The sequence below is a fragment of the Caballeronia sp. LjRoot34 genome (genome assembly GCF_964253815.1).
Classification (GTDB): Bacteria; Pseudomonadota; Gammaproteobacteria; order Burkholderiales; family Burkholderiaceae; genus Caballeronia.
The window spans coordinates 180,252-202,107 of record NZ_CAXUSB020000004.1; the positions used below are offsets into that span (position 1 = coordinate 180,252).

Here is a 21,856-nt window from a genome sequence, read left to right on the forward strand (position 1 = left end):
ACCAATCCGGCGAGGCGCCGGTCCGCATCCGTGCAATCCGACGATTAGAAGCCGCTCACTTTCTCCACCGTATGCTCCACAGCCGGGGCGCCATCAATCAAATGGCCGATCAAACCGCGCAACGCCTGGAAGTCGGCAGAGTTGCGGAACGTCGCGAGGTGGTCGTCGACGTGCTCCCACTTGACCATGAAACGATATCGTCCCGGCCGCTCTATTGATCCGCGCAATTCCATGCCCCTGCAACCGGCCGCACGCTGAAAGAAAGGCACGGCCTTGGCAACCGCCGCTTCAAACTCTGCTTCAAGGCCTGGCTTGATATCCATCTGGCAGATTTCTAAAAACATCCTGTGATTCTCCAAAGACAAGGATTGCAAACGGGGCGTGAATCCGCTGAACTGCTGCGCGACTTTAAAGGCGCTCGTTCAACGCTCGGCCTCAAAAAAGTTCAGCGAGCAGCAGCACGCGATGAAGTCTGATAGCGGTCGAGGAGCACCGCGCCGACCAGTACGAGTCCGATGAGAATCATTTGATAATTCGACCCAAATCGCAGCAAGTCCATACCATTGGCCAGGATTGTCACGAAGAGCGCGCCCAACACAGCGCCTATGACCGTCCCTTGGCCACCTCGCAAGGAGCAGCCGCCTATAACGGCTGCAGCGATGGAGCGCAACGGGAATTCCGCGCCAAGCTGCGGTTCTCCCGACGAAACGCGAGCGGTGAGCAAAAACCCCGCATAAGCCGTGATCACCCCGCACATGATGTAGGTGACCGCCAGCGTCCCCTTGACCGACACGCCGGCAACGAAGGCCGCACGCGGATTCGATCCGGTTGCAAACAGGAAGCGTCCATAGCGCGTCATGTTGACCGCGAAATAAACGAGCAGGAGCACGGGCAATGCAAGCAGCACGGCAACCGGCACTCCGCCAATAAAGCCCGAGCCGATTGTGTACACGAAGGGATCCGGAAGGCCTCCGACCTGCACACCCTGACTGATAATCAACGTAATGCCCGACAAGATGGAGGCGGACGCGAGCGTGACGATGAACGGATTGACGCCCAGCACGCTGACCCCGATCGCGTTACACGCGCCGGTGAACAACCCGACCACGACGGCAGCGCCGCCACCGGCCCAGACGGCCAGGATCGGGCTTCCCGGCATCCATGTTTGCACAGCGACCATGGCCGTTGCGCTAACGATACTTGTCAGTGCCACACCTGCGCCGACGGAGAGATCGAAGCCGCCCGAGACTAGGACCAGCATCTGGGCGACGGCAATCAACATAAGATAAATGCTCTGCTGAAAGATATTGAGGACGTTCACCTCACTCAGAAAGCGCGTGTTTCCCAATTGAAAAACCAGAATCGCAAGCAGGATCAGCAACGGCAACACGCCTACTTTTCCAACGACGCGCTGTAGATTCCAACCGCTTCCCGATTGACTCTGGACCCCGGGCCCGACGGGCAATACCGACCGTTTCTTCATTTTCTTCCCCTTATCAACTCACCTGACTCGGCACCGTGCGCGTTAAGCACTTCCGGCGAAGCCACAGCCAAAAAATGTTCATCAGGCTGAACGCCGCCCAATTCCCGCTGTTGAAATACTTCGGTATCTATATTGAAATACCGACATATCCCCTCTCTCAAACTGGTCAGGCGGCTACTGCTTCATCACCGAACGCATAGCGGACGACAGTCTCTTCCGTACATTCATCGCCAACGAGTTCGGCTGCGATCTTGCCCCCATGCATCACATAGATGCGGTGTGACAAATGAATAAGCTCCTGCAGATCCGACGTAATCAAAAGGACAGCGGCGCCAGCTTCACATAACAGCTTGATCTGGTTATAGAAATCGAGCCTTGCGCTGACATCGATACCGGAAGTAGGTTCGTCGAAGATGTAAACGTCACGGTTCAGCGTGAGCGCACGCCCGAGAACGACCTTCTGTTGATTCCCCCCGGACAGGCTCTCCACGTTGACGCGCCCATTGGTCGGACGAATATCGAGCCGCTGGATGATGCCTTGCACCAGTCGTTCCAATGGCTTTGCCCGCAACCAGCCGAACACGCTGTAATCGCGCGAACGAACCACTTCGAGCACAATGTTCTCGCCGATGCTGCGATTGAGAGCCAATGCCTCGCCGCGCCGATCCTGCGGCAAATACACGACACCCTTCGCAAGCAATTGTGCTGGCTTCTGTCCCGCGACCGATTCGCCTTTTAGTTGGACGACCCCGCCTTCGGGCTTGATTAGCCCGAAGGAAACACGGCCAAGCTCGGCCTTCCCGCATCCGACCAGCCCACCGATGCCGACTACTTCACCGCGGCGGACGCGGATGCTGGCGCCGTCGAGTTTTCCGTCGGACGTGCGCACTTCGTTTAGTTGAAGCGCAACCTCGCCCGGATTCGCGATGATTTCCGGATAAAACGTCGTCAGCGGCCGTCCCACCATTTCCCGGATCAAATGCTCATCGTTGACACTCGCTATGTCATGGACGCCGATGAGTTCGCCATTGCGCACCACCGTCACCCGGTCGCCGAGTCGACGCATCTCTTCGAGCCGATGAGTGATGTAGAGCACTGCCCATCCGTCGTGCCTGAGCTGATCGACAATCGAGAAAAGGCGCTCGCTTTCCCCGTGACTCAGGGCAGCGGTGGGCTCATCCAAAATGAGCGCACCGGGGACCCCGCCAACCGCACGCGTGATTTCCAGAAGCTGCTGTTCCGCCCTGCTCAGCGCCGAAACGGGTTTGTTCACATCAAGATCGACACCAAACTTGATCAGCCTTTCGTTCACGAACCGGCGCATTTCCGCCTTCTTCAACACGCTGAACCGTGTTGATTCGCACCCCAGAAAGTAATTTTCCGCAACCGTCAGGGACGGCGCAAGACTGAAGTCCTGAAGCACCGCGTTGAGTCCCAGACGACGCGCATCGGTCGGCGAAAAATGTTCTACCCGGCGGCCGCGAATCGTCAGGGAGCCTTGGTCGAGCGAGTGACTGCCGATCAGCGCACCCACGATAGTGGACTTGCCAGCGCCGTTCTCGCCCAGCAGCATATGGACCTCGCCGCTTCGCAGGGAAATGTCCATACCCCTCAGCGCCGCGAAGGAGCCATAGTATTTCCATGCGCCTTGGAGAGAAGCAATCTCCTCCCCTTTAATCGCCTGTCCGGACCCACTCATTTTCCGTCAACCGAAAAGACCGCCTTGAAGCCCACCGGGGCAAACATTTCTTCACGCGGAATTGAATTAATGTTGTCCTTTGTCACGATGGTGAGACGCGGGCCGGAATAGGTCGAAGGCAAGGGTTGATGTTCTAGCGTGCGTATCGCCATATCCACCGCCATGCGGCCCTGCATGGCGGTGAAGTCGGTCACGGCAGCCTCTGCCGTACCGCGAGCAATAGCGTCGTACACCGGCGGGATGATCACGTACGAGGCGATTTGCACCTTGCCGGTCAAATTCGCGTTGCGGGCTGCCACGACCGCGGCTTCTGCGGCAATATCGACACCCACCAGATAGTTGATGTCCGGATAGGCCTGCAGTGCGTTCTGGATCATGTCGAGCTGCACATTGAGGCTTGTATCTCCACGACGTGTCACAGCTACCTGGACATTGGTCGCCGGCTTGAGCGCGTCCGCGAGACCCCGCACTGCATCGTCTGAGAAGCCTGCGCCTTGAGGGCCCGGAAACCATCCCACCACCACCTTCTTGTCCTTGTTGGAGTTGGCAATGTACTTGCCTAACGCGTTGGCCGCCTGATACCAGCTGACGAGTGCATGCGCGGAAACCAGCTGGCTCTTGATGCCGTTACTGACATCGATAACCGGAATGTTCGCCTTCGACGCCTTCTCCACCAGCCCTCCGACCCCGTCTGAACTGATGGCGCCAATCACGATAGCGTCCGCACGCTGTGCGATGCAGTTGTCCATTTGGTTTAGCTGCGTCGACAGATTGCCGTAGCCTCCCGCCTCGTACACCTGCATGGTGGCGCGATCGCGTGACGCCTCGGAAGTCACGCCGTAGTCGACTGCCATCCAATACGAATCCTTGAGGTGCGGAAGCAGCACGCAGAGATGCCACGGCCTGGTGATCTTGTTCTTGGCGATCGGCGTCCAAACCCCGTCGACCTGCGCGCCATTGATAGTATTCGTCACTGGAATCGACCAGTCTTCGCTGGTCTTTGCCATCGCGGTATCGCCAAATGCAAGCAAGAATCCTGCGAACAGCAGGCTGCATTTCAACAAGTTCCTCAGAAACATTGCATTCCCCTTCGATAGGTGTGGTTTGGAAAAGGCGGTCACTACTATTCACAATTTTTTATAAGCATAACTTACCAACAAACTTGATCCATATTCGAAAACATTTTGCCCGCGGTCAGGGTGCGGCACGCTTTGCGAAGGCACTGGGCGTCGGATAGCTGTTGAGCAAGCGATTCAGCAACGCGGCGCCGTTGGTCCAATCAAACGTTCTATAGGCATTCGCGCGAGTGACGAAATTCGCGCCGTTATAAAACATCTCGTACTGCAAATGGCGAGATCCGAATTCAGAGCCAACGGCGTCCCACGCAAGCTTGAAGAATTTGACGCGCTCTTCCGGAGATACGGAGGAAGACTTTTGAGTCTTGTAAATGATTTCAGCCAGCATTGGGTTTGCGAAGTCTTCGACGCTCGACGGCAACATGATCATGCCGCCGCCCGCCAGTTCGCGCAGCACATGAATGACCTTTGGGTACAGCTGTTGCGTCAGGACCTGCGCGGAATAAAGCAACGCCCGGTCCGGCATGAAATAGCCGCTCGCCATCTGGCCTTTCGCTTCCATCCCGTACATCAGACCTTCTACGAGTCCCACTTCCGCAGCAAGCTGGCCAAGTGTCTCTTTCACTTGCGGAAAGTTGTTTGTGCCATTCACTTCAGTCATCTTTTTACCAAGTGCCGCCAGAAAGCGCATCTTGACAAGAAGCCGAATCTGGCACTGATAGTTTTGATAGACATGTACCGGGATATCGTGGAACTGCTTGTGCGTCATCTCGATGTCCTGATTGACGAACACGCGGTCCCATTCCACCTTGACATCGTCGAAATAGACGATCGCATCGTTCTCATCGAAGTGACTGGAGAGCGGATTGTCGAACACAGAGGTAGCCGACTCCTCGTAGGACTTGCGTGAAACGATCCGCAGGCCCTTTGTGTTCATCGGCACTGCAAATGAAACCGCATACCGTTCGTCGCCCGCCCGCATCGGTTGAACGCAACCGACAAACAGCTCATTGGACATGATTCCGGCTGTGGCGAGCATTTTTGCTCCGCGCACGGTAATGCCCTGCGCGTCTTCATCGACCACGCCCAGCGTGAGATACGGGTCCGCTTGCTCATGCGTGGCGCGTGACTGATCCGCTTGGGGATTGACGATCACATAGCTGAGGTACAGGTCATTGTCGCGGGCGTACCGATAATATTCACGCACCGCCTGTGCGCGTCTCTTGTCGTATTGCTCGAACAGATCAATTCCCATGTACATCCCGCTGATGCAGCATGCAACATGATCTGGCGAGCGTCCCAGAAACCCGAAATGTACTTCGGACCATTGCTCGAGGGCATTTCTGCGCTCAACCAGCTCACGGTAGCAGGTCGGCAACTGCCACGCGCGATTGACCCGGTCGTGGGTATCCGGACTGACATAGGTCATCAGGTCGATATTCTCGGGCGCTGCCTGAAAATCGTACAGCGATGCCGCGGTCTGCACGGAATTGCGGAACGCTGCGTGAGTGGTGACATCGTCAACGCGACCACCATTGATGTAAACGTCGCGGCCGTCCTTTAAACTTGCCAGATGCCTGGAACCATCCTTAACCCTAACCATAGCGAACTCCGTTGTCGGCGCACAATGACGGCGCCGTGTTTGATTTAACATTCAGCGATTGCGTGGTAGCCGCCACGAAAGAACAACAGGGGCCGGCGACCGCCGTTCTTCACAAATCGGCTGACTCGACCCACGAAGATCACGTGATCGCCCCCGTCGTATTGTGCGAATTGCGTGCATTCGAAGACCGCCAGCGCATCCGGAAAAATCGGGCTTCCATTTGCAGAACTAGTAATCTCGAGTGATGCCCATTTATCGGCCAGTGCGCGTGCAAACCGAGAGGAAACGTCCACCTGCTCGGCATGCAGCAGATTCACCGCATACCGTTCAGCGCGCGCGAATGCGGACAAACTGAACGCACTACGAGCAATACTAAACAATACGAGCGGGGGCTCCAACGAAACGGAGTTGAATGAACTTACTGTCATGCCAATACGTTCGCCATCTTCCGCCGTGGTCGTGACAACCGCAATGCCCGTTGCGAACTCAGACAAAGCGTCGCGAAATGCACGTGGATCGATGTCATCTACCTTTGCTGCGATGTTCACGATTTCCCCTTTCATTCCGGTCCAATGGCTTCGTCATCCGACACGCTCCGGCGTCGAACGGCGACTGTCTGCTATGGCATCTCGGCGACCTCATGGGCAACCCAATGAAGAACCCAGTCAGTAACATTCCTGCATAAACAGCAAACTACCTTTGTAAGTTAGCTATTCAAAATAGCAATGTCAAGAATTTGTACTTTCCGGATAGAAATGTTTGGTTGCATCTCCCTTGGCGCTCTTTGGGTGCAAACGTGCGGGGGAACTGGAACCGCGTAAGCTTGCTACCCCGGCGGACGCGCGACGCGCTCGGCATAGGAAGCGTTTGAAGATTCCGGTGGGGCGTGATGCCCGGCCGACTGACTTTTGAAGCGCGAATGCGCTAGCTTGGCGGGTGGCGGCGACTATTGACGGTCCGCGTTCAGGATCCGCGGACCAGAAACGCCACCACGTCATCCAGCCCACCTAGTTTGCGCAAGCCCTCGACCGCTTCATCGGAGGCGCACCAGGGATACGCCAGCGACTCGGCCCAATCGATGACTGGATCGCGAGCGCCTGCGGGCAGCTCCGTCATTGCTTCTATTACAATTCGAAACCTCTCGACGCGCCGGTCTGCGGCGGCTGAAAACTTCCACGTGTATTCGCCACAGCCCACACGAACCGCGCCATCGGACTTGTTTGACATGCATACGAACCAGTCGCACGTGAATTCATCCCACTTCACTGCGGGCGGCGGTGCTCCAAGGCAGAAGGTGTAAATGTTTTCGTAACGCGTCGCAAAGTTTCGAACCAGTTCTTGCGCAATGGCATCCACGCCCTTCAGCACCGAGGGAAACTGGATAGTCGAGGTTTTGACGTGCATGTCGACCACAGCGTGACTGGCGAAAGTGCGATAAGCCAGACTGGGCCGATTGCCGTCTTTGGCGCGGATATAGGAGTGGATGCGCTCACCGGGAGTGGGTTGATTCTGAATCGCCATGAGAGAAGGCCCTTATCGATAGTTGGGGTTTGAAGATGTCGCTGGATGGAAGGCACAGGGAGCGCCGGAACAAGGTGTCCGCCGGACGACCGTTGAGATGAGCACCCCGCCTACTTGACTTAAGCGCCTCATATAGCTATGTTACATAGCTATTAATCGATACTCAATCGTCGTGGAAAAATCTGTGCCGCAGGGCAAAGATGAGTAGCTGCCCATGTTTGTCTACGCATTTTATTGAGATGCTTCGAGACGTGAAACTAGTTCGCAATTTCCGCAGAAACGCCGACGACCTCCCGATCGCGATGACGATAGGAAAGTTCGATGGCGTGCACCTCGGGCATCAGGCGCTGCTTAAGAAGGTAAAGCAGGCAGCGACCTGGTTGGGCATCGAGACGGCAGTGATGACCTTTTCCCCGCATCCGCGCGACTTCTTTGCCAATCGCGGGTCTGCCAGTATGCATTGCGCGCGGATCGGTGCGCGCATATCAAACCTTCGGGATACGTTTGCTGCTCTCTCGGAAGCGGGCGTTGACCGGGTTATCTATCAACGTTTCGACGAAACGTTTTCGCGGATGACCGCCGACGCGTTCATTCGTGACGTCCTTGTGAAGGCCCTTCATGTGAGATGGATAACAGTCGGCTGTGATTTTCGCTTTGGCGCCGAACGCAAAGGTGACGTGGACAGGCTCAGGCGAGCGGGACGTCTTTACGGTTTCCATGTTGAAGCCGTCCCGTCTCTTTATGTCGAGGGTCAGCCGATCTCGTCGTCTCGAGTACGGATCGCCCTTCAACACGCAGATCTCGACAGCGCACGCAAAATGCTGGGGCGTTCATACAGCGTTTCAGGACGACTGACTCCAACGCGGGGAAGCTCGCCCTTGTCCGGCAAGGATCCTTTGAAACTCCACAGTGCTGCCAAGACATTTTTACCCATCGGCCTTTTTTCAATACGTCTGCATGGAGCTGCTATCGAGCCGATTCACGGGACACTTCGAATAGTGCGCGGTCGTCAAGATGACCCTTTTCCCGAAGTGGGTGCGTGGATTGAGCTTGAAGCGTCGATCGCAGTCGACCGTAAACGAATCGTTACGATTGAAATGTTGAGTCCTCTAGAAACGAACGCGCGCGTAAGATGAAGCGTGCAAGCCTGATCGACTTGAAAGGAGCGTTGGAGCCTTGGCTGCCGGCGAGCGACGGCTTCAAATGGGTGACTGAAGCAAGCTTTGAGGTTTAAATAACTTCGCGATTCTCGAAATGGGCAAAAAACATCTGCGTGACGATACGGGACCCAGTGGGTCGTCGGCCGCCGTTGTGCTCCGCAGACAGTCGGCGAGGTCGACATTCTCGTGAACAATTCCGGAGGCCCTCCACCCACGTCCGCTGCCGGGGTTGACCCGGCGGGCTGGGAAAAACACTTTCGTTCGATGGTCCTCAGCCTAATTTCGATTACTGATTGGGTCTTCCCAGGCATGCGCGCGCGCCGCTGGGGACGCGTGATTACCAGTACGTCCTCGGGCGTAGTCAGTCCAAATCCGAACCTCGGCCTTTCGAATGCGTTGAGGTCGACACTAGTCGGATGGTCAAAGACCCTCGCAAATGAAGTAGGAGCCGACGGTGTCACCGTCAACGTGATTTTGCCGGGGCGAGTCGCGACAGGACGCATCCGCGAGCTCGACGAAGCGCGGGCATTGCGCGAAGGCAGAAGCGTCGAGGAGGTCGTTGGAGAAAGCACCCGTAGCATCGCGGCGAGACGTTACGGCAAGCCGGAGGAATACGGAGATGCCGTGGCATTCCTCGCCAGCGAACGGGCATCGTACGTAACGGGTTCGGCGATCCGGGTAGACGGCGGCCTGATTCCATCAATCTAGAAACAACTGAAGAACATGGCGAGACAACCGTCTTTCATCGAAGTTACCAGTACGCCGCCTCAAGTCCGAGAAGCAGACGGCGCGGGAACATGGATTATCCGGGGAGCGAATCTTGTTGTGGCGGTGTCGGAGGTGAGCCCCGGACAATCGTTTTGTTGCAATAGCGGACCCGATGAGCACATGCTGCTACTGCCGCCCGGGGTGAGCGCGGATGTTTTGGCCGGCGGTCAAACACTGCAGATCGCCCCCGATTCTCTCGTGATCGTGCCACCGGGCGCGAGCACGACTACCGCGATTGATCACGGTTTCATTGCACGGATCTTTTCAAGCCGCGCCCATCCGTTCGCGGACTTAGCAAGTAATGCAGCCGCGTACGCGAACGGTGCGCCCGAGGTTGCACCGCTTATCGACGGACCGGTACACGCGAACATCATGCGTCTGAACGTCTATCCGCTTGACTGTGAAGCCCGTGGCCGGGTATTCCGAAGCACTAACCTGATGGTCAACGTATTCGAAAGAAAAACCGTACGGCGGGATGCGCGTCGCCTGTCGCCCCACAGTCACGAGAACTTCGAACAGATAGTCCTGACCCTCGCTGGGAACTTCGTCTATCACCTGCGCACCCCTTGGACCGCCGACTCGACCGCCTGGTAGGACGACCTGCATCTTGATGCTTGGTAGTCCATCAATGATAGCCATCCCCGCTGGCGTAATTCATACGTCACAGGATATAAGCGAAGGCGTGACCTGGATGATCGATATCTACGCACCGCCGCGTGCGGATTTTTCCGCGCAACCTCGCCTGACCTTCAATGCGGACGACTACCCAATCACCGGTGTGCACACACCGGGAAAAGGTAGCACAAGCGGCCCATAGTTTTTCGGCGTGGTTAATTAACACGGTTATGGCTGCTCGAACGGGGCAGTCCACGACGCCAGACTTCGATTCCCCGCCCATCTGCTGGAAGCGACGTCGACGTTCGCAACTGTCTGGCTTTTGCAGAAGGATGTCTCGATCGTCCAGCTCGCATCGACCAACGTTGCGGGCTGTTGCATCGTGCACGGCATTTCCTGTGCGCTGCCGCTGCGGTCGTCGTCACAGAGAAACCTATGAAGTGTTGACAGGGCGCAACGGTTCCTTGTCCTCTGGAGCGCGCATGCTGATGCTGATGGGAAATAGTCGCCGCGGGCGCGAGATAGTTCTCGCCATCGCGACGGGCGGCCCGCAGGATATCGCCCAATGGCGGCGAACTAATAAACCACCGGTCAGAATTTGGTGTTTGTCGACACCCGGCAGCGGCTGGCTAGTGGCCGTTGCCTGGCGTCGTCAGGCGCCCATGACAGTGGGCGAGGACGGTTTCCCGCATCGTCTCGATTGGGCGCGACTTTGTCCCGATGCGTAGCCATGTCGTGTTCGCTCGCGTCTCCTTGGCGGGGCACGACGCGGTCAACCTGGTGCTGATCCTTCTCGTCGATTTCGTTCAGTTCGCCGCCGCCAGGCGCATGGGAAGCGTTTTTGGATTTGCCATTCGGTTACCTCTGAGGTCATCATTGAGAGGGGTCAAACACGGAGCAACGATTGTTCCCGAGGCCATTATTCTTGTTCCGTCGCGCCAACGCAGCAGGAGTAGTCCAATCGCGTGCAGCGCAGGATCCGATCCGTGAATGCCTCGACGTGGCGGAGCCCCCCCGCACCGTCCATCCGCCGCCCCGTCCACACTCGCCTGAGACGACGACGCGTCAACCGCCGAGGTAAGCGGCCAACACCTGCGGGTCGTCAAGCAGGCTTGCCGCACTTCGTTCAGCAATGACTCGGCCGGTCTCGAACACATATGCGCGCTCCGCAACAGCGAGCGCGTTATGCACGTTCTGCTCGACCAGCAATACGGTTACACCGTGAGCATTGATCTCGCGGATCACATCGAGGATTTCCTGCGCCACTCGGGGGCTCAAGCCGAGGCTGGGTTCGTCGAGCAGCAGCATGCGGGGCTCCGACATCAGCGCCCGGGCGATCGCCAGCATTTGCTGCTCGCCGCCGCTCAGTGTGCCTGCCAATTGGCCACGTCGTTCGCGCAGGCGCGGAAAGCGCTCGAACGCCAATTCCATGCGACTTGCCACGAGTTCACGCGAACGGCAGAGATACGCACCCAGCGCGAGGTTTTCAACCACCGTCATCACGGGCCAGATATGCCGCTCTTCCGGGCAGTGCGCGATCCCCGAGGACACGATACGGTCGGCCGCCACGCCCCCGACGGGGTTGCCATTCCAGGTTATCGTCCCTGAACTGAGCGGCAGCAAGCCGGAAATGGCGCGCAACATCGTGCTCTTGCCCGCACCGTTTGCGCCGATCAGCGCAACGATTTCGCCCGGCGCCACTTCAACCGAGACACCATGCAATGCGGGCGTTTTTCCATAGGCGACGTGGATATCGTAGGCCGCGAGGATAGGTTGGGTCGGAGCACTCATGCGGCACGCGCCTTGCCGAGATAGGCTTCGATCACCAGCGGATCTTGCAAGATAGCCGCAGGACTGCCCTCGGCGAGCTTTTCGCCAAAGTGCATCACGACCAGGCGGTCGCAGGTACTCATCACGAGATTCATGTTGTGTTCCACCAATACGATCGAATCGACTTCACTGTCACGCAGGTGGCGCAGCGCCTTGCCCAACGCCACGGCCTCCTGGCTGTTCAAGCCCGCGGCTGGTTCATCAAGCATCAGCACGCTCGGCTTCGCGGCCAGCGCTACCGCCACCTCGAGCAGGCGCACTTCGCCACACGACAGCAGATACGCAGGTGCATGGGCACGCCTGCTCAATCCCACCAGTTCGATGATTCGCCAGGCGTCCTTGCGCGCCTTTTGCTCGGTCTCGTGCACGCGTCGATTGGGCAGGAACACGCGGAACAACGACTGACGCGCGGCCAGGTAACCTCCGGACAGAACGTTCTCGAAGACGGACAGTTGCTTGAGGACATTGGTCTTCTGGAAACTGCGGATCACGCCTTGCCGGGCGACGACATGGGGCTTGAGTCCCGTGATGTTCCGGCCGCGGAATATCACCTCGCCCGCGCTCGGCCGATAGAAGCCCGTAATCAGATTGAAGCAAGTGGTTTTACCCGCCCCGTTCGGTCCAACCAGACCGAGTATTTCGCGCGGCATGACGTCGAAGCTCACATCGCGCACCGCCGCTACACCGCCGAAATGTTTCGAAAGGCCGCATGCGCGAAGTAACGGCTGGCTCGTATCTGAAAATGTCATGCCGTGCCTCCCGGCAGCGTTTCGTGTTTGACGACGTCGGGCGCATTGGCGCTGACCCGTTCCCGGCGGGTAGAAATGAAGCCCATCGCTCCGCGCGGCAGGAACAGCACGATCAGAACGACAATCGCGCCGAACAGCGTTAATCTCAGCTCTTGCGCTTCGCGCAGACATTCCTGCAGCCCGGTCACCAGCAACGCGCCGAACAGCGGCCCAAGCAGGGTGCCCTTGCCGCCGACCAGCACCATGATGATCATGGTTGCCATGAAGCCGAAGCTGAATACTTCACTGCCGACGAACGATATGTAGTGCGCATAAAATCCGCCGGCCAATCCGGCCAGCGTGGCGCCCAGTACGAACGCCTGCAGCGCTTGCGCGAACGGCCAAATGCCGACGGATTGCGCGACGTAGCGGTTTTCACGCACGCTCACGGCCGCCCGTCCGGCGCTCGAATAAACGAAGCGATAGGCGAAATAAAGCGCGGCAGCCGTGATGCCCAGCATGATGTAGAAATAAGCTGTCTTCGCCTGGAGGTTGCCCGCGCGTGCAATCCAGTCGGGCTGCAGGACGCCGGCGATACCCATCGGTCCGTTGGTAACGGCGATCCAGTTATCCGCAATCAGCCTCAACACTTCGGAGAAGGCCAAGGTCACGATCACGAAGAACGGCCCCTGCAAACGCAGCGTGATGGCGCCGATCACCGCGCCCGTGGCCATCGCCACCAGCGCGGCCAACGGCACGGTGCACCAGATCGGCACGCCATAGCGAGTCGAGAGAATCGCGGCCGTATAGGCGCCGATACCGAAAAATGCCGTGTGTCCCAGCGAGAACTCGCCCACATAGCCCGTGACCAGATTCAGGCTCGTCGCCAGCACTGCATAGAACAGCGTCATGACGCCAAGGTGAACCAGATACGAGTCGTGGACCACGAGCGGCAACAGCGCCGCCAGAAGGCCGGCGATCAGCATCGCGTTACGTTCGAGTTTCATCTCAAGCCCTCTCCGCGCGTACCGAAAACAAGCCGTACGGCCGGAACAACAAAATGGCGATCACCAGCAGGAAGCCGATGATGTCGACGAGGTTGGTGGACACATACCCTCCCCACATCGCTTCGGCAATACCAAGCAGCAGGCCGCCGACGATGGCGCCGGCGAAGCTTCCCATCCCGCCGAGGATCACCACGACAAATGCCTTCAGGCTGACCGCCCCGCCGACGGAGACCTGGGTCGAATAAATCGACCCCAGCAACATGCCGGACAACGCCGCGAGCGCGGTGCCGAGCGCGAAGGTGGACGCATAGACGTGTTCGGTCTTGATGCCGGCAAGCCGGGCCGCCATCGGGTCCTGGAACGTCGCGCGCATGGCCCGCCCGAGCGTGGTGCGACGGATCAGCAGATGCGCGGCTGCAATCAGCACCGCGCACAACACGACAGCCATTAGCCGCATCCGCGTGAGCACGATCGGGCCAAGGAAGATGGGGCCGTCCGCCATCGGTCCCGAGACCTTGTGCGGCGCGGTGCCGACCACGAGCAGCGCGGCATTCGCGATGAAAATCGACAAGCCGATCGTCAGCAGGATGCCCGCCTCCTCACCCTGGTCGCGGACTCGTTCGATCAGCAATCGGTCGATCACCCATCCGAGTGCAGCCATCGTCACCGCGACGATCACGAGGCCGGAAAAGAAATCGAGTCCCAGGCGGGTTGTAAGAAACCAGCCGAGCAGACCTCCCATCATGTAGAACTCCCCGTGCGCAAAATTCACCACGCGCATGAGGCCGAAGATCAGCGTGAGTCCTAGCGCGGACAGCGCATAAAACGCACCGATGACAATCCCGTTGGCCAGGAACTGAAGGCAGAGATCCATGAACTAATCCTGTTTCAAATTTCAATGAGGTGCACTGACCGTGGCGGTGGAGATGACCTTCGGCGCCTTGGCATGAATTTGCACCAGCACGACGCTGAATCCATAGGCCTGGCCTTTCGACGTGAACAGATACGTACCGTTCGGCGCCTGATAGTCGGTTTGCGTCAACGCTTGACGAATCTTTTCCGGATCGGTGCCGCCCGCGCGTTTGATCGCCTCCAGCAGGATGTTGACGGCGTTATAGCCGGAAGCGCTGTATTTGCCGGGCGCCGACTGATAGGCCGCGCTGTATTTGCTCACGAACGCCGTGTTCGCCGGTGTCGGAAGCGACGAGGCATACGGCACCGCGGCGTAGATTCCTTCAGCGGCGGGACCGGCCAGTCCGACGAAGTCGGACGTGGCCCACGAGCCGACGCCAAACACCTTGATGTTCAGGCCAAGCTCCTTGATCTGCTTGACGAGAATCGAGCCGTCCTGGGTTTCGGCGGCGACGAACAGACCGTCCGCTTCGGACGCGCGCAACTTGGTCAGCAGTGTGTAGAAGTCCGTCGTGCCGTGATCGAAATAGTCGACGGAAGCCGTTTTTGTGCCGACCTTCTGCAAGGCCTGCTGGAATTCCTGGACGCTGCCACGGCCCCAGTCGTCGTTGACGCCGACATAGGCGACTTGCTTCAACTGCAACTGCTTCGCCAGCAACGGCGCAAACGCCTGTGCGAGCAAGCCGTCGGTTTCGGCCGCGCGGAAGAAGTAATGGTTGCCGCGTTCGGTCAAGTCCGCCTCCGACGACACGCCGGTGATCAGCGGGATTTTGTACTTGCTCGCGACTGGCATGATCGCCGCCGTGGACGAACTGCAAAATGCACCGATCAGTGCAACGACCTTATCCCTTCCAATCAGCTTTTCTGCAGCATCGACCGAATTGGCGGGATTGCACTGGCCGTCTTCGACGATGAGATCGACAGGCCGTCCCAGCACCCCGCCCGCCTTGTTGACCTGCTGCACCGCGAGTTTCGCCCCGTTGACATCCGCCTGGCCGTTATAGGCGACCGAGCCGGTCAACGGCTGGATCAGGCCGATCCGGATCGGCTCCGCTGCCTGACCCGGAACGGTGAATAAAGAAGCGCTCGCCGACAGGATTACTCCGGCTGCGAGTGCGGGCGTGAAACCGGCACGGCGCGGCGCGCGTGCAATAAGCGTGGCGCTGCGGCCGGCGGAAAAAAAATAGCTGAGCATAATGAGGATCGGATCAGTGGATCAGTAATTGAGGTGAAGTGCCGGGCGGTACGCTGATGGCGTGCCGCCCGCCCCGCCGCAGGTAAAAGAATGTGCGCGGGTTGTGCGCAGCTTGTGCGCAGTTTGTGCGCGGGTCGTGCGAGCGTCGGTCCGGTCAGAACTTATGAACCATTCCAACCCGCACCATCAACTGCTTGTCGGTCGATGACGCGCTCGCAATCGCACCGTCCACGATGTCGGCAACTTTCGCCGAGCCCGCGGCCTTCTCGTAAGCACCAAACACATAGACCTCCGTTGTTTTGGATAACTTATAGTCTCCCACAAGCCCAAATTCGTGGTACTTCGGCTCCTGTCCGTTGTAGTCGACCTTACCTGAAGAGAACGTATACACGCCGCCGACGGTTGCCGCAGCCGTCAGTTGGAAATTTCCCCAGGCTTCATAATTGTCGAATTTAACGGCATCTTCCGTGCCGTTCGCGTCATCGAACGATGTGTGCGTGTAATCGAGACCCAGCGTGGCGGTCCCGATCTTGTAGCTGCCGCCGGCACCGAAGATTTGTTGACTCTTCGGATGTCCCAGGTAGCTGAAAGGCCCACTTGCACCGATAGCGGCCCCGCTCGTATTCGCGTCGAAATTGCCGTCCACGAACAGGTCCGCAGGATTCTTCGCGTAGAAATAGGCCGCACCCAGCGTCAGGTTTGCATTGGCATAGCTCGCCCCGGCACTCCACATGCCGGTCGTCGACGTTCCCGGTGCATTCGAATTCGAAAACGCGTAGACCCCTCCGAACGTCAAGCCGTTAAGGTTGGGGCTCACATATTTGACGGCGTTGTCGACACGAAAGGAATTTGCCGTGTTGTCAATGTCGCCGGCGTGAACGAAGGGACCGCCCCACTGGCCGTTAAACGTGATTGGCTGCACATAATCGACCACCGAATCGTACTGGCGACCCACCGTCACGGTGCCAAGGTGATCGCTGGCCAGACCTACATAGGCCTGACGCCCGAACTCGAGGCCGCCCTGGCGCATCTGGCCGTTCTCGAGACTGAAGCCGCTCTCGAGCCTGAATACGGCTTTCAGTCCGCCGCCAAGATCTTCGGTCCCTCTCAAGCCCCAGCGGCTGCCGTAGATGCCGTCATACGTGCCGTCGCGCATCCTCACAAGAGAACTTCCGCCACTGTTGTTGACGTAGTCGATCCCGGTATCAATCACGCCGTACAGCGTGACGCTCGATTGCGCGTGGGCCTGGTGAAAAGCGAGCGGAAGGCAGACAGAAGCGGCCATCATTGCACCGGCGCAGACCTTCCTGGTCGGGCCGCCCTTAAACGTCTTGTTCATGTAATGAGTCATCCTATATTTAATATTTTTTTGAAAACAACTTCTTTACTTCTCCACTTCGCTTCATGTCGCTGGATCGCCCCTCCACACTTCAATCCATGTACGCCTCGTCATTATTATATGACCGTAAAAATAATATTTGCAAAGCACAAAAGTTTTCACGCAATGCGGGGAAGCGGCCCCTTTAGTTGTCTGGGTCTGCGTGGACGTTCAAACGGTCGAGGAACACAGCAGCATCCATGACCGCGGCATATTTCTGCGCCATATCGAACAGGTTCGCGTCATGTGGACCGATCGCGCGGTCTCCCACGCAGTCGGATAGCACTACCGGGCGGAAGCCGAATTGCATCGCATCCACCACGCTTGCGCGCACGCAGCCGCTCGTCACGGCGCCGGCCACAACAAGCGTTCGTACGCCGCGCTGAGCCAGCCAGGCGGCAAGCGGCGTGCCGAAGAACGCCGACGGCACGGTCTTGCGGACGACCAGTTCACCGGCTAAGGGGGCGAGTTCATCCACGATGGCGCTGTTGTAGTCATGCTCCTTGAGAGTCAGCATGCCAGGTACTTTCAGGGAGAAAATGTTCTCGTCGGCGTCGTCGTCGGCAAACACGATCCTGCTATGCGCGATCGGCCAGCGACGCTCTCGTGCTTCATTGAGCAATGGCACAGTCCTCGCGATAGCGTCCGGGATATTGCCTCCCCCGAACACTGCGGGATCCGCGAAGCTGTTGACGAAGTCGACGATCAGCATCCCGAAAGGGGGCAACAGCTCAAGCGTGCTGCCAAAACCCTGGCGCTGATAGGTCGCAATCTCATCGTGCATGGTGGGCCTCGTCAAGCAGTCGGGTTGTGGCACACTTGGCCGCCGGTGACGACGTCGTGTCCGTCCAGACGTACAGTGCAATTGCGCATTGGGATATCGATGTGGCATGCGGTGGTCCGACTGCCGCCCGCCTCGTTGTTCGGACCGAGTGAAATCAGGAAGTTGCCTTCAAAGGCACGTGCGTCCATCCCGATGGTTGCTTCCCGGTCGTAAAGGCCCAGCGTGGACCAGCGCGCCCGGGGCTGAAGACCCCAGCCGATGTGGGAGATTGCATAGGCTTCCGCATCATCGAATGACGCCATGTATTCGGCCAGCAACTCGGCGTCCACTCCGCCTTCGATCTTAGTCGCAAACCCGTTGCTCACGGTCAGGCGGATCTCTGTCGTGATATACGACTTCTGCGGCAGAAGGATGTCGCCGGGAGCGAGCACCACGGTGCCGCTCGCAGCGCCTTCGTCGGGCCAGGTGAGTACGAAACCGCTGGGCCAATGGTCCCAGCGTCCGGGCTCGTCGACAAAGCCGTATTCGCTGATGGCAGGAAATTCTCCCAGCGGGCAAATCAGGTCGGTGCCCGCTGCGGACAACACCCGCATCTCCTTCGCGCGCGCGAGGCGTTCAGCAGCCGCTTTCACCCGCGCCCGGTCCCTGGCCGTCGGCACAATGCGTGCGAGCACTTCGGGCGGCTCCGCCGCCAGGAGGATTTTGGTGCCGCTCTTGAGGATCTCGTGCTGCTCTGGTGAGAACAGCAGCGTCATCAAGTCGAGGACGAGATCGCTTTCCTTGAGTGCCGCAATCGCCGCCCGATTGCCGGTGAGCGGGGTGCTGCCCAGATAGGCAAGTGCGTCGCGGCTCAACGCCTTGTCGCCGTTGACGGGCGGCAGGTCGAGCCGGTTGACGACCGCGCCCATCGCTGCAGCGGCGGTCATCGCCGTCGATACCGTTTGCGGATGGCTCGCAGCGCCGGTCAAGACGGTGACCGTCTGGCCGGCTTCAAGTTTCGACAGCGTCAAGACTTCTTTCCACGCTTCAAGCATCACATGATCGCTGACTGGCATAGCTTCTCCTTTTCAATCCGATGTAAGGTTCAATGCATCGCGTTTTCACACGAGCGGCGCGCCGAGGAAGGTGCCGAATGCCGCATGGAAACCCGCTTCGTCGTCCCACGGAATCATGTGGCCCGCTTCGGGCACCCGCGCTATTTCCACGCGACGATTCAGCGCGCTTATTTCCTCTATATCCCCGGCACCAACCACATCGCCGCGACCGGCCACTATCAGGAGCGACGGCACCTCGATCGCGGGAATGTCGGCGTGAATGTCGTCAGTCTGAAACCCGTCGAAGCTCGCCCGCACCGCGCGTTCATTGCAGGTATGCAGCCATTCGGCGCGCAAGCGCAATTGCTCGTCGGTCCAACTCGGGCAGAAGGTGCGCATGGCGTCAAGGTCGGCGCCTGCACTACAAAGCCTGATCGAATCGACATACCAGGCTAGTTTCGCCGGATAGGCGCGGCGCCCGGGACCGGACACTGGCGGATCAATCAACACCATTCGCGTCAGACCAGGCGCTCCCAGGCGCGCGGCGCGAATCGCAATTCGCGCGCCCATCGAATGCCCGACGAACGCGTATCGCTCAAGACCCAGTGCGACGGCAAACGCGATTGCGTCGGCGGCCTGCGCATCGAGGCTGTAGTCAAGGGCGTCGTGCGCCTCGGACAACCCGCGTCCGCGTATGTCGAGCACATAGGTGTCGAACTGTTCACCAAGCCGCTCGCCGACGAAACCCCAGGTCACGGCGGGACTCGTGATGCCCGGAAGCACGATCAGCGCGTCGCGCGTTGCGCGCGCACCAGTGGCGCCGCCATAATGCAGATAGTGTTGGCGGATACCGTTGGCGCGCACGTTGGCGCCGTACAGGAAGGAACTCATGGTCATGCCCTCAGTAGGCGCCCGAAAGCAACGCGCCCGCGCCGGGCACCACGCGCTCCAGGCCCAGCGCCTTGAGCATCGCGTAGGTGGTCGCGATCGCAGCCGTGACCACGGGCTTGCCGGTCATCGCTTCAACGCGGGCAACGGCCGGCAGCGACGGCATCTGGACGCAAGCGGACAGCACGATTGCATCGGCGTCGCGCGTGTCCATCTGCGAGACGATCTGCGGCAATCTGGCGGGATCGTGGCGGCCGACTTCCAGGTTGTCGGGAATTTCGAGGGCACGATAGTCCAGCACCTCGTATCCCTCGTGGCGAATGTAGTCGACAACCAGTTCAGTCAGCGGCTTCATATAAGGCGCGACGACCACGATCCGCTTGGCCCCGATAACCTTCAGCGCATCGATCAGCGCACCCGCGCTGGTGATCACCGGGGCATCCGCGCCGTTCTCCGTGGTATGAGCCTGCAGGCGGCGCTCGGACGCGCGGTGGTAGCCATGTCCCATCGCCATGATAGCGACCAGGCAAGCGTAGCCCAGCACGTCCACGCGCGCATCGCTCAGTTCGAGCGCGCAACGGTCGGACTCGGCATCCATGGCCGCCAGTTCCTCTTTCACCACCTTCTTCATCCGCATGCGGCTCGAGTGGAACGTGAAACGCTCGGGACGGATCTGCTGGCGCGCCAGCAGCATCGCGGGGATTTCCGTTTCCATGGTCGTATTCGAGCTGGGCACGATCTGGCCAATGCGATAGGTCTTCTCGGTCATGTTTCGTTAGTCAGGAATAGAAAGTAAATTTTCAGGACCGCGTAGTTCACGCGGCAGCGACGGGATGCGCCTGAAAGTCGGCCGCGTTATACGAATAGACCCAATCCGCCTGGATGCCCGACGCGTGCGGATTCAGATAGGACTTGAATTTGTAGACGAGGTCGCGCTTCTTCTGCGCGAAAACGCTCGGCATGTGATAAGTGCGGCCACGTTCGCGCGACTCGATCTGAACGCGGCTCGTGCGCGGCAGACGTTCGGCTTCGTAATCGCACAGCGCGGCCGCGACGTCAGTACCGTGCGCGGCAAGCGACCGTGCCAGCACGTAACCGTCCTCGATCGCCATCGCGGCGCCTTGTGACAGGAACGGCAACATCGGATGAGCCGCATCGCCTAGCAGCGTCACGCGTCCTTTCGACCAGGCCGTCATCGGATCGCGATCGAACAAGCCCCACTTGAAAACCGAGTCAGCCCGCTCGAACAAGCGAATCAGGTTCGAATGCCATCCTTCGAACGTCGTCAGCAATTCTTCCCGGCTGCTTGGCGCATTCCACGATTCCTCGACCCAGTCCGCGGTCTCGGTCACCGCCACGATATTCACCGCCGCGCCGCGGCGGACGTAATAGGTCACTACATGCGCCTTCGGCCCGAGCCAGAAAGACGAATCGGGGCTGACGAATTCGGGCGCCGTATCGAACGGCACTACCGCGCGAAAGCACATGTTGCCCGTAAAGCGCGGCGCTTCCTCGCCAAACAAGGCATTGCGAACGATCGAACGCACACCGTCGGCGCCGACAATCAAATCCGCTTCGAATTCACTGCCATCCTCGAAGGTAGCCACCGCGACATCGCCCTCCTGCCGCACGCCGGAACAGGCCGTGGAGAGCTGCGCCGATCCCTGCGGCACCAGTGACGCGAGCAATTGATGCAGATCGGCACGATGCACGTGATAGAACGGCGCGCCATACAGGCGTGGACATTCTTCGGCAAGCGGCGTGCGAAAGATTTCCTTGGCGGAATCCCAGTTGCGCCCGACGATAGCCTGCGGCAGGAACGCCATCGAGCGCAGTCCGTCGCCAATGCCGAGCGCTTCCAGGACCTTGACTGCATTGGGCGTCATCTGGATGCCCGCGCCGACATCTCCAAACGCGCTGGCGCGCTCGAAGATGCTGACATCGAAACCTTGCCGCGCAAGCGCGCCCGTGAGCGCCACACCGCCAATCCCGCCGCCGATCACGCCGATTCGAAGTTTTCTACCCATCTCTTGGTCTCTTCCGAAAAATTGGTTTAATAATAGCCAGTGAGCCGATATTATATGTCCGTATAAATAAATACAAGGAGGTACCTTCCCTATCTGGGCATCGTTATCATGGCGCCCTCCCCCGCAGGGTTGCCGCGAAGCAATCGCG

The 21,856-nt window shown here is 59.0% G+C and carries 22 protein-coding genes and 1 pseudogene; 4 read left to right on the forward strand and 19 right to left on the reverse strand.

From position 1 onward, the window contains the following. Window positions 1-44 precede the first annotated feature (44 nt). The 8 genes from ACSQ36_RS41220 to ACSQ36_RS41255 all read right to left on the reverse strand — a co-directional run bounded on the left by ACSQ36_RS41220 (window position 45) and on the right by ACSQ36_RS41255 (window position 7,382). A complete protein-coding gene (locus ACSQ36_RS41220; protein WP_436186659.1) occupies window positions 45-344 on the reverse strand; it encodes an antibiotic biosynthesis monooxygenase family protein in 300 nt (99 codons plus the stop codon). A gap of 101 nt (window positions 345-445) precedes the next feature. Then, window positions 446-1,321, reverse strand: a complete 876-nt coding sequence (locus ACSQ36_RS41225; protein ID WP_436186660.1) for an ABC transporter permease — start codon at window positions 1,319-1,321, stop codon at window positions 446-448. A gap of 1 nt (window position 1,322) precedes the next feature. Continuing rightward, complete coding sequence (locus ACSQ36_RS41230) at window positions 1,323-1,424, reverse strand: hypothetical protein (RefSeq protein ID WP_436186661.1); 102 nt, start codon at window positions 1,422-1,424, stop codon at window positions 1,323-1,325. A gap of 225 nt (window positions 1,425-1,649) precedes the next feature. Beyond that, window positions 1,650-3,089 (reverse strand): sugar ABC transporter ATP-binding protein, encoded by a 1,440-nt coding sequence (locus ACSQ36_RS41235; RefSeq protein ID WP_436186662.1) that lies wholly within the window; start codon window positions 3,087-3,089, stop codon window positions 1,650-1,652. An 89-nt stretch (window positions 3,090-3,178) separates the two neighbouring features. Beyond that, on the reverse strand, window positions 3,179-4,261 hold the full coding sequence (torT, locus tag ACSQ36_RS41240; protein ID WP_436186663.1) for a TMAO reductase system periplasmic protein TorT: 1,083 nt from the start codon (window positions 4,259-4,261) through the stop codon (window positions 3,179-3,181). A 115-nt stretch (window positions 4,262-4,376) separates the two neighbouring features. Continuing rightward, window positions 4,377-5,861, reverse strand: a complete 1,485-nt coding sequence (locus ACSQ36_RS41245) for a 4-hydroxyphenylacetate 3-hydroxylase family protein (RefSeq protein ID WP_436186664.1) — start codon at window positions 5,859-5,861, stop codon at window positions 4,377-4,379. Between the two features lie 44 nt (window positions 5,862-5,905). Beyond that, window positions 5,906-6,409, reverse strand: coding sequence for a flavin reductase family protein (locus ACSQ36_RS41250; protein ID WP_436186665.1), 504 nt, complete (start codon window positions 6,407-6,409; stop codon window positions 5,906-5,908). Window positions 6,410-6,824: 415 nt separating this feature from the next. Continuing rightward, window positions 6,825-7,382 carry a hypothetical protein gene (locus tag ACSQ36_RS41255; RefSeq protein WP_436186666.1) on the reverse strand — a complete coding sequence of 186 codons (558 nt, stop codon included), beginning with the start codon at window positions 7,380-7,382 and terminating at the stop codon, window positions 6,825-6,827. A gap of 251 nt (window positions 7,383-7,633) precedes the next feature. Here ACSQ36_RS41255 and ACSQ36_RS41260 point away from each other — a divergent pair, with 251 nt between their 5' ends. From ACSQ36_RS41260 to ACSQ36_RS41275, 4 genes and pseudogenes are all read left to right on the forward strand, one after another. After that, window positions 7,634-8,518, forward strand: coding sequence for an adenylyltransferase/cytidyltransferase family protein (locus ACSQ36_RS41260; protein WP_436186667.1), 885 nt, complete (start codon window positions 7,634-7,636; stop codon window positions 8,516-8,518). 192 nt (window positions 8,519-8,710) lie between these two features. Then, window positions 8,711-9,250 (forward strand): annotated as a pseudogene (locus tag ACSQ36_RS41265) (SDR family oxidoreductase); the annotation flags it as partial. 180 nt (window positions 9,251-9,430) lie between these two features. After that, window positions 9,431-9,904: a hypothetical protein gene (locus tag ACSQ36_RS41270; protein WP_436186668.1), complete on the forward strand. Its 474-nt coding sequence runs from the start codon at window positions 9,431-9,433 to the stop codon at window positions 9,902-9,904. A 503-nt stretch (window positions 9,905-10,407) separates the two neighbouring features. Continuing rightward, window positions 10,408-10,653, forward strand: a complete 246-nt coding sequence (locus tag ACSQ36_RS41275) for a hypothetical protein (RefSeq protein ID WP_436186669.1) — start codon at window positions 10,408-10,410, stop codon at window positions 10,651-10,653. Window positions 10,654-10,990: 337 nt separating this feature from the next. Here the strand turns inward: ACSQ36_RS41275 and ACSQ36_RS41280 are convergent, their stop codons facing one another. The 11 genes from ACSQ36_RS41280 to ACSQ36_RS41330 form a co-directional block, all read right to left on the reverse strand. After that, complete coding sequence (locus ACSQ36_RS41280; RefSeq protein WP_436186670.1) at window positions 10,991-11,716, reverse strand: ABC transporter ATP-binding protein; 726 nt, start codon at window positions 11,714-11,716, stop codon at window positions 10,991-10,993. After that, on the reverse strand, window positions 11,713-12,504 hold the full coding sequence (locus ACSQ36_RS41285; protein WP_436186671.1) for an ABC transporter ATP-binding protein: 792 nt from the start codon (window positions 12,502-12,504) through the stop codon (window positions 11,713-11,715). Before ACSQ36_RS41285 ends, ACSQ36_RS41280 begins: the two co-directional genes overlap by 4 nt. Further along, complete coding sequence (locus tag ACSQ36_RS41290; protein ID WP_436186672.1) at window positions 12,501-13,490, reverse strand: branched-chain amino acid ABC transporter permease; 990 nt, start codon at window positions 13,488-13,490, stop codon at window positions 12,501-12,503. Before ACSQ36_RS41290 ends, ACSQ36_RS41285 begins: the two co-directional genes overlap by 4 nt. 1 nt (window position 13,491) lies before the next feature. Beyond that, on the reverse strand, window positions 13,492-14,364 hold the full coding sequence (locus tag ACSQ36_RS41295) for a branched-chain amino acid ABC transporter permease (RefSeq protein ID WP_436186673.1): 873 nt from the start codon (window positions 14,362-14,364) through the stop codon (window positions 13,492-13,494). 21 nt (window positions 14,365-14,385) lie between these two features. Beyond that, on the reverse strand, window positions 14,386-15,597 hold the full coding sequence (locus ACSQ36_RS41300; RefSeq protein WP_436186674.1) for an ABC transporter substrate-binding protein: 1,212 nt from the start codon (window positions 15,595-15,597) through the stop codon (window positions 14,386-14,388). Window positions 15,598-15,751: 154 nt separating this feature from the next. Next, on the reverse strand, window positions 15,752-16,885 hold the full coding sequence (locus tag ACSQ36_RS41305; RefSeq protein WP_436186996.1) for a porin: 1,134 nt from the start codon (window positions 16,883-16,885) through the stop codon (window positions 15,752-15,754). 235 nt (window positions 16,886-17,120) lie between these two features. Further along, a complete protein-coding gene (locus tag ACSQ36_RS41310) occupies window positions 17,121-17,759 on the reverse strand; it encodes an isochorismatase family protein (RefSeq protein WP_436186675.1) in 639 nt (212 codons plus the stop codon). 11 nt (window positions 17,760-17,770) lie between these two features. Then, window positions 17,771-18,814, reverse strand: coding sequence for a 2,5-dihydroxypyridine 5,6-dioxygenase (locus ACSQ36_RS41315; protein ID WP_436186676.1), 1,044 nt, complete (start codon window positions 18,812-18,814; stop codon window positions 17,771-17,773). A 45-nt stretch (window positions 18,815-18,859) separates the two neighbouring features. Beyond that, window positions 18,860-19,690, reverse strand: a complete 831-nt coding sequence (locus tag ACSQ36_RS41320) for an alpha/beta fold hydrolase (RefSeq protein ID WP_436186677.1) — start codon at window positions 19,688-19,690, stop codon at window positions 18,860-18,862. Between the two features lie 4 nt (window positions 19,691-19,694). Continuing rightward, window positions 19,695-20,450, reverse strand: a complete 756-nt coding sequence (locus ACSQ36_RS41325) for a maleate cis-trans isomerase family protein (protein ID WP_436186678.1) — start codon at window positions 20,448-20,450, stop codon at window positions 19,695-19,697. 46 nt (window positions 20,451-20,496) lie between these two features. Continuing rightward, window positions 20,497-21,708: an FAD-dependent monooxygenase gene (locus tag ACSQ36_RS41330; RefSeq protein ID WP_436186679.1), complete on the reverse strand. Its 1,212-nt coding sequence runs from the start codon at window positions 21,706-21,708 to the stop codon at window positions 20,497-20,499. Window positions 21,709-21,856 lie beyond the last annotated feature (148 nt).

What these genes read in the sequence shown, in the direction of transcription:
- ACSQ36_RS41220 (WP_436186659.1), bottom strand. Translation starts at nt 344, where the DNA reads ATGTTTTTAGAAATCTGCCAGATGGATATCAAGCCAGGCCTTGAAGCA.
- ACSQ36_RS41235 (WP_436186662.1), bottom strand. Translation starts at nt 3,089, where the DNA reads ATGGACATTTCCCTGCGAAGCGGCGAGGTCCATATGCTGCTGGGCGAG.
- torT (WP_436186663.1), bottom strand. Translation starts at nt 4,261, where the DNA reads ATGTTTCTGAGGAACTTGTTGAAATGCAGCCTGCTGTTCGCAGGATTC.
- ACSQ36_RS41245 (WP_436186664.1), bottom strand. Translation starts at nt 5,861, where the DNA reads ATGGTTAGGGTTAAGGATGGTTCCAGGCATCTGGCAAGTTTAAAGGAC.
- ACSQ36_RS41255 (WP_436186666.1), bottom strand. Translation starts at nt 7,382, where the DNA reads ATGGCGATTCAGAATCAACCCACTCCCGGTGAGCGCATCCACTCCTAT.
- ACSQ36_RS41270 (WP_436186668.1), top strand. Translation starts at nt 9,431, where the DNA reads ATGCTGCTACTGCCGCCCGGGGTGAGCGCGGATGTTTTGGCCGGCGGT.
- ACSQ36_RS41275 (WP_436186669.1), top strand. Translation starts at nt 10,408, where the DNA reads ATGCTGATGCTGATGGGAAATAGTCGCCGCGGGCGCGAGATAGTTCTC.
- ACSQ36_RS41280 (WP_436186670.1), bottom strand. Translation starts at nt 11,716, where the DNA reads ATGAGTGCTCCGACCCAACCTATCCTCGCGGCCTACGATATCCACGTC.
- ACSQ36_RS41285 (WP_436186671.1), bottom strand. Translation starts at nt 12,504, where the DNA reads ATGACATTTTCAGATACGAGCCAGCCGTTACTTCGCGCATGCGGCCTT.
- ACSQ36_RS41290 (WP_436186672.1), bottom strand. Translation starts at nt 13,490, where the DNA reads ATGAAACTCGAACGTAACGCGATGCTGATCGCCGGCCTTCTGGCGGCG.
- ACSQ36_RS41295 (WP_436186673.1), bottom strand. Translation starts at nt 14,364, where the DNA reads ATGGATCTCTGCCTTCAGTTCCTGGCCAACGGGATTGTCATCGGTGCG.
- ACSQ36_RS41300 (WP_436186674.1), bottom strand. Translation starts at nt 15,597, where the DNA reads ATGCTCAGCTATTTTTTTTCCGCCGGCCGCAGCGCCACGCTTATTGCA.
- ACSQ36_RS41305 (WP_436186996.1), bottom strand. Translation starts at nt 16,885, where the DNA reads ATGATGGCCGCTTCTGTCTGCCTTCCGCTCGCTTTTCACCAGGCCCAC.
- ACSQ36_RS41310 (WP_436186675.1), bottom strand. Translation starts at nt 17,759, where the DNA reads ATGCACGATGAGATTGCGACCTATCAGCGCCAGGGTTTTGGCAGCACG.
- ACSQ36_RS41315 (WP_436186676.1), bottom strand. Translation starts at nt 18,814, where the DNA reads ATGCCAGTCAGCGATCATGTGATGCTTGAAGCGTGGAAAGAAGTCTTG.
- ACSQ36_RS41320 (WP_436186677.1), bottom strand. Translation starts at nt 19,690, where the DNA reads ATGACCATGAGTTCCTTCCTGTACGGCGCCAACGTGCGCGCCAACGGT.
- ACSQ36_RS41325 (WP_436186678.1), bottom strand. Translation starts at nt 20,450, where the DNA reads ATGACCGAGAAGACCTATCGCATTGGCCAGATCGTGCCCAGCTCGAAT.
- ACSQ36_RS41330 (WP_436186679.1), bottom strand. Translation starts at nt 21,708, where the DNA reads ATGGGTAGAAAACTTCGAATCGGCGTGATCGGCGGCGGGATTGGCGGT.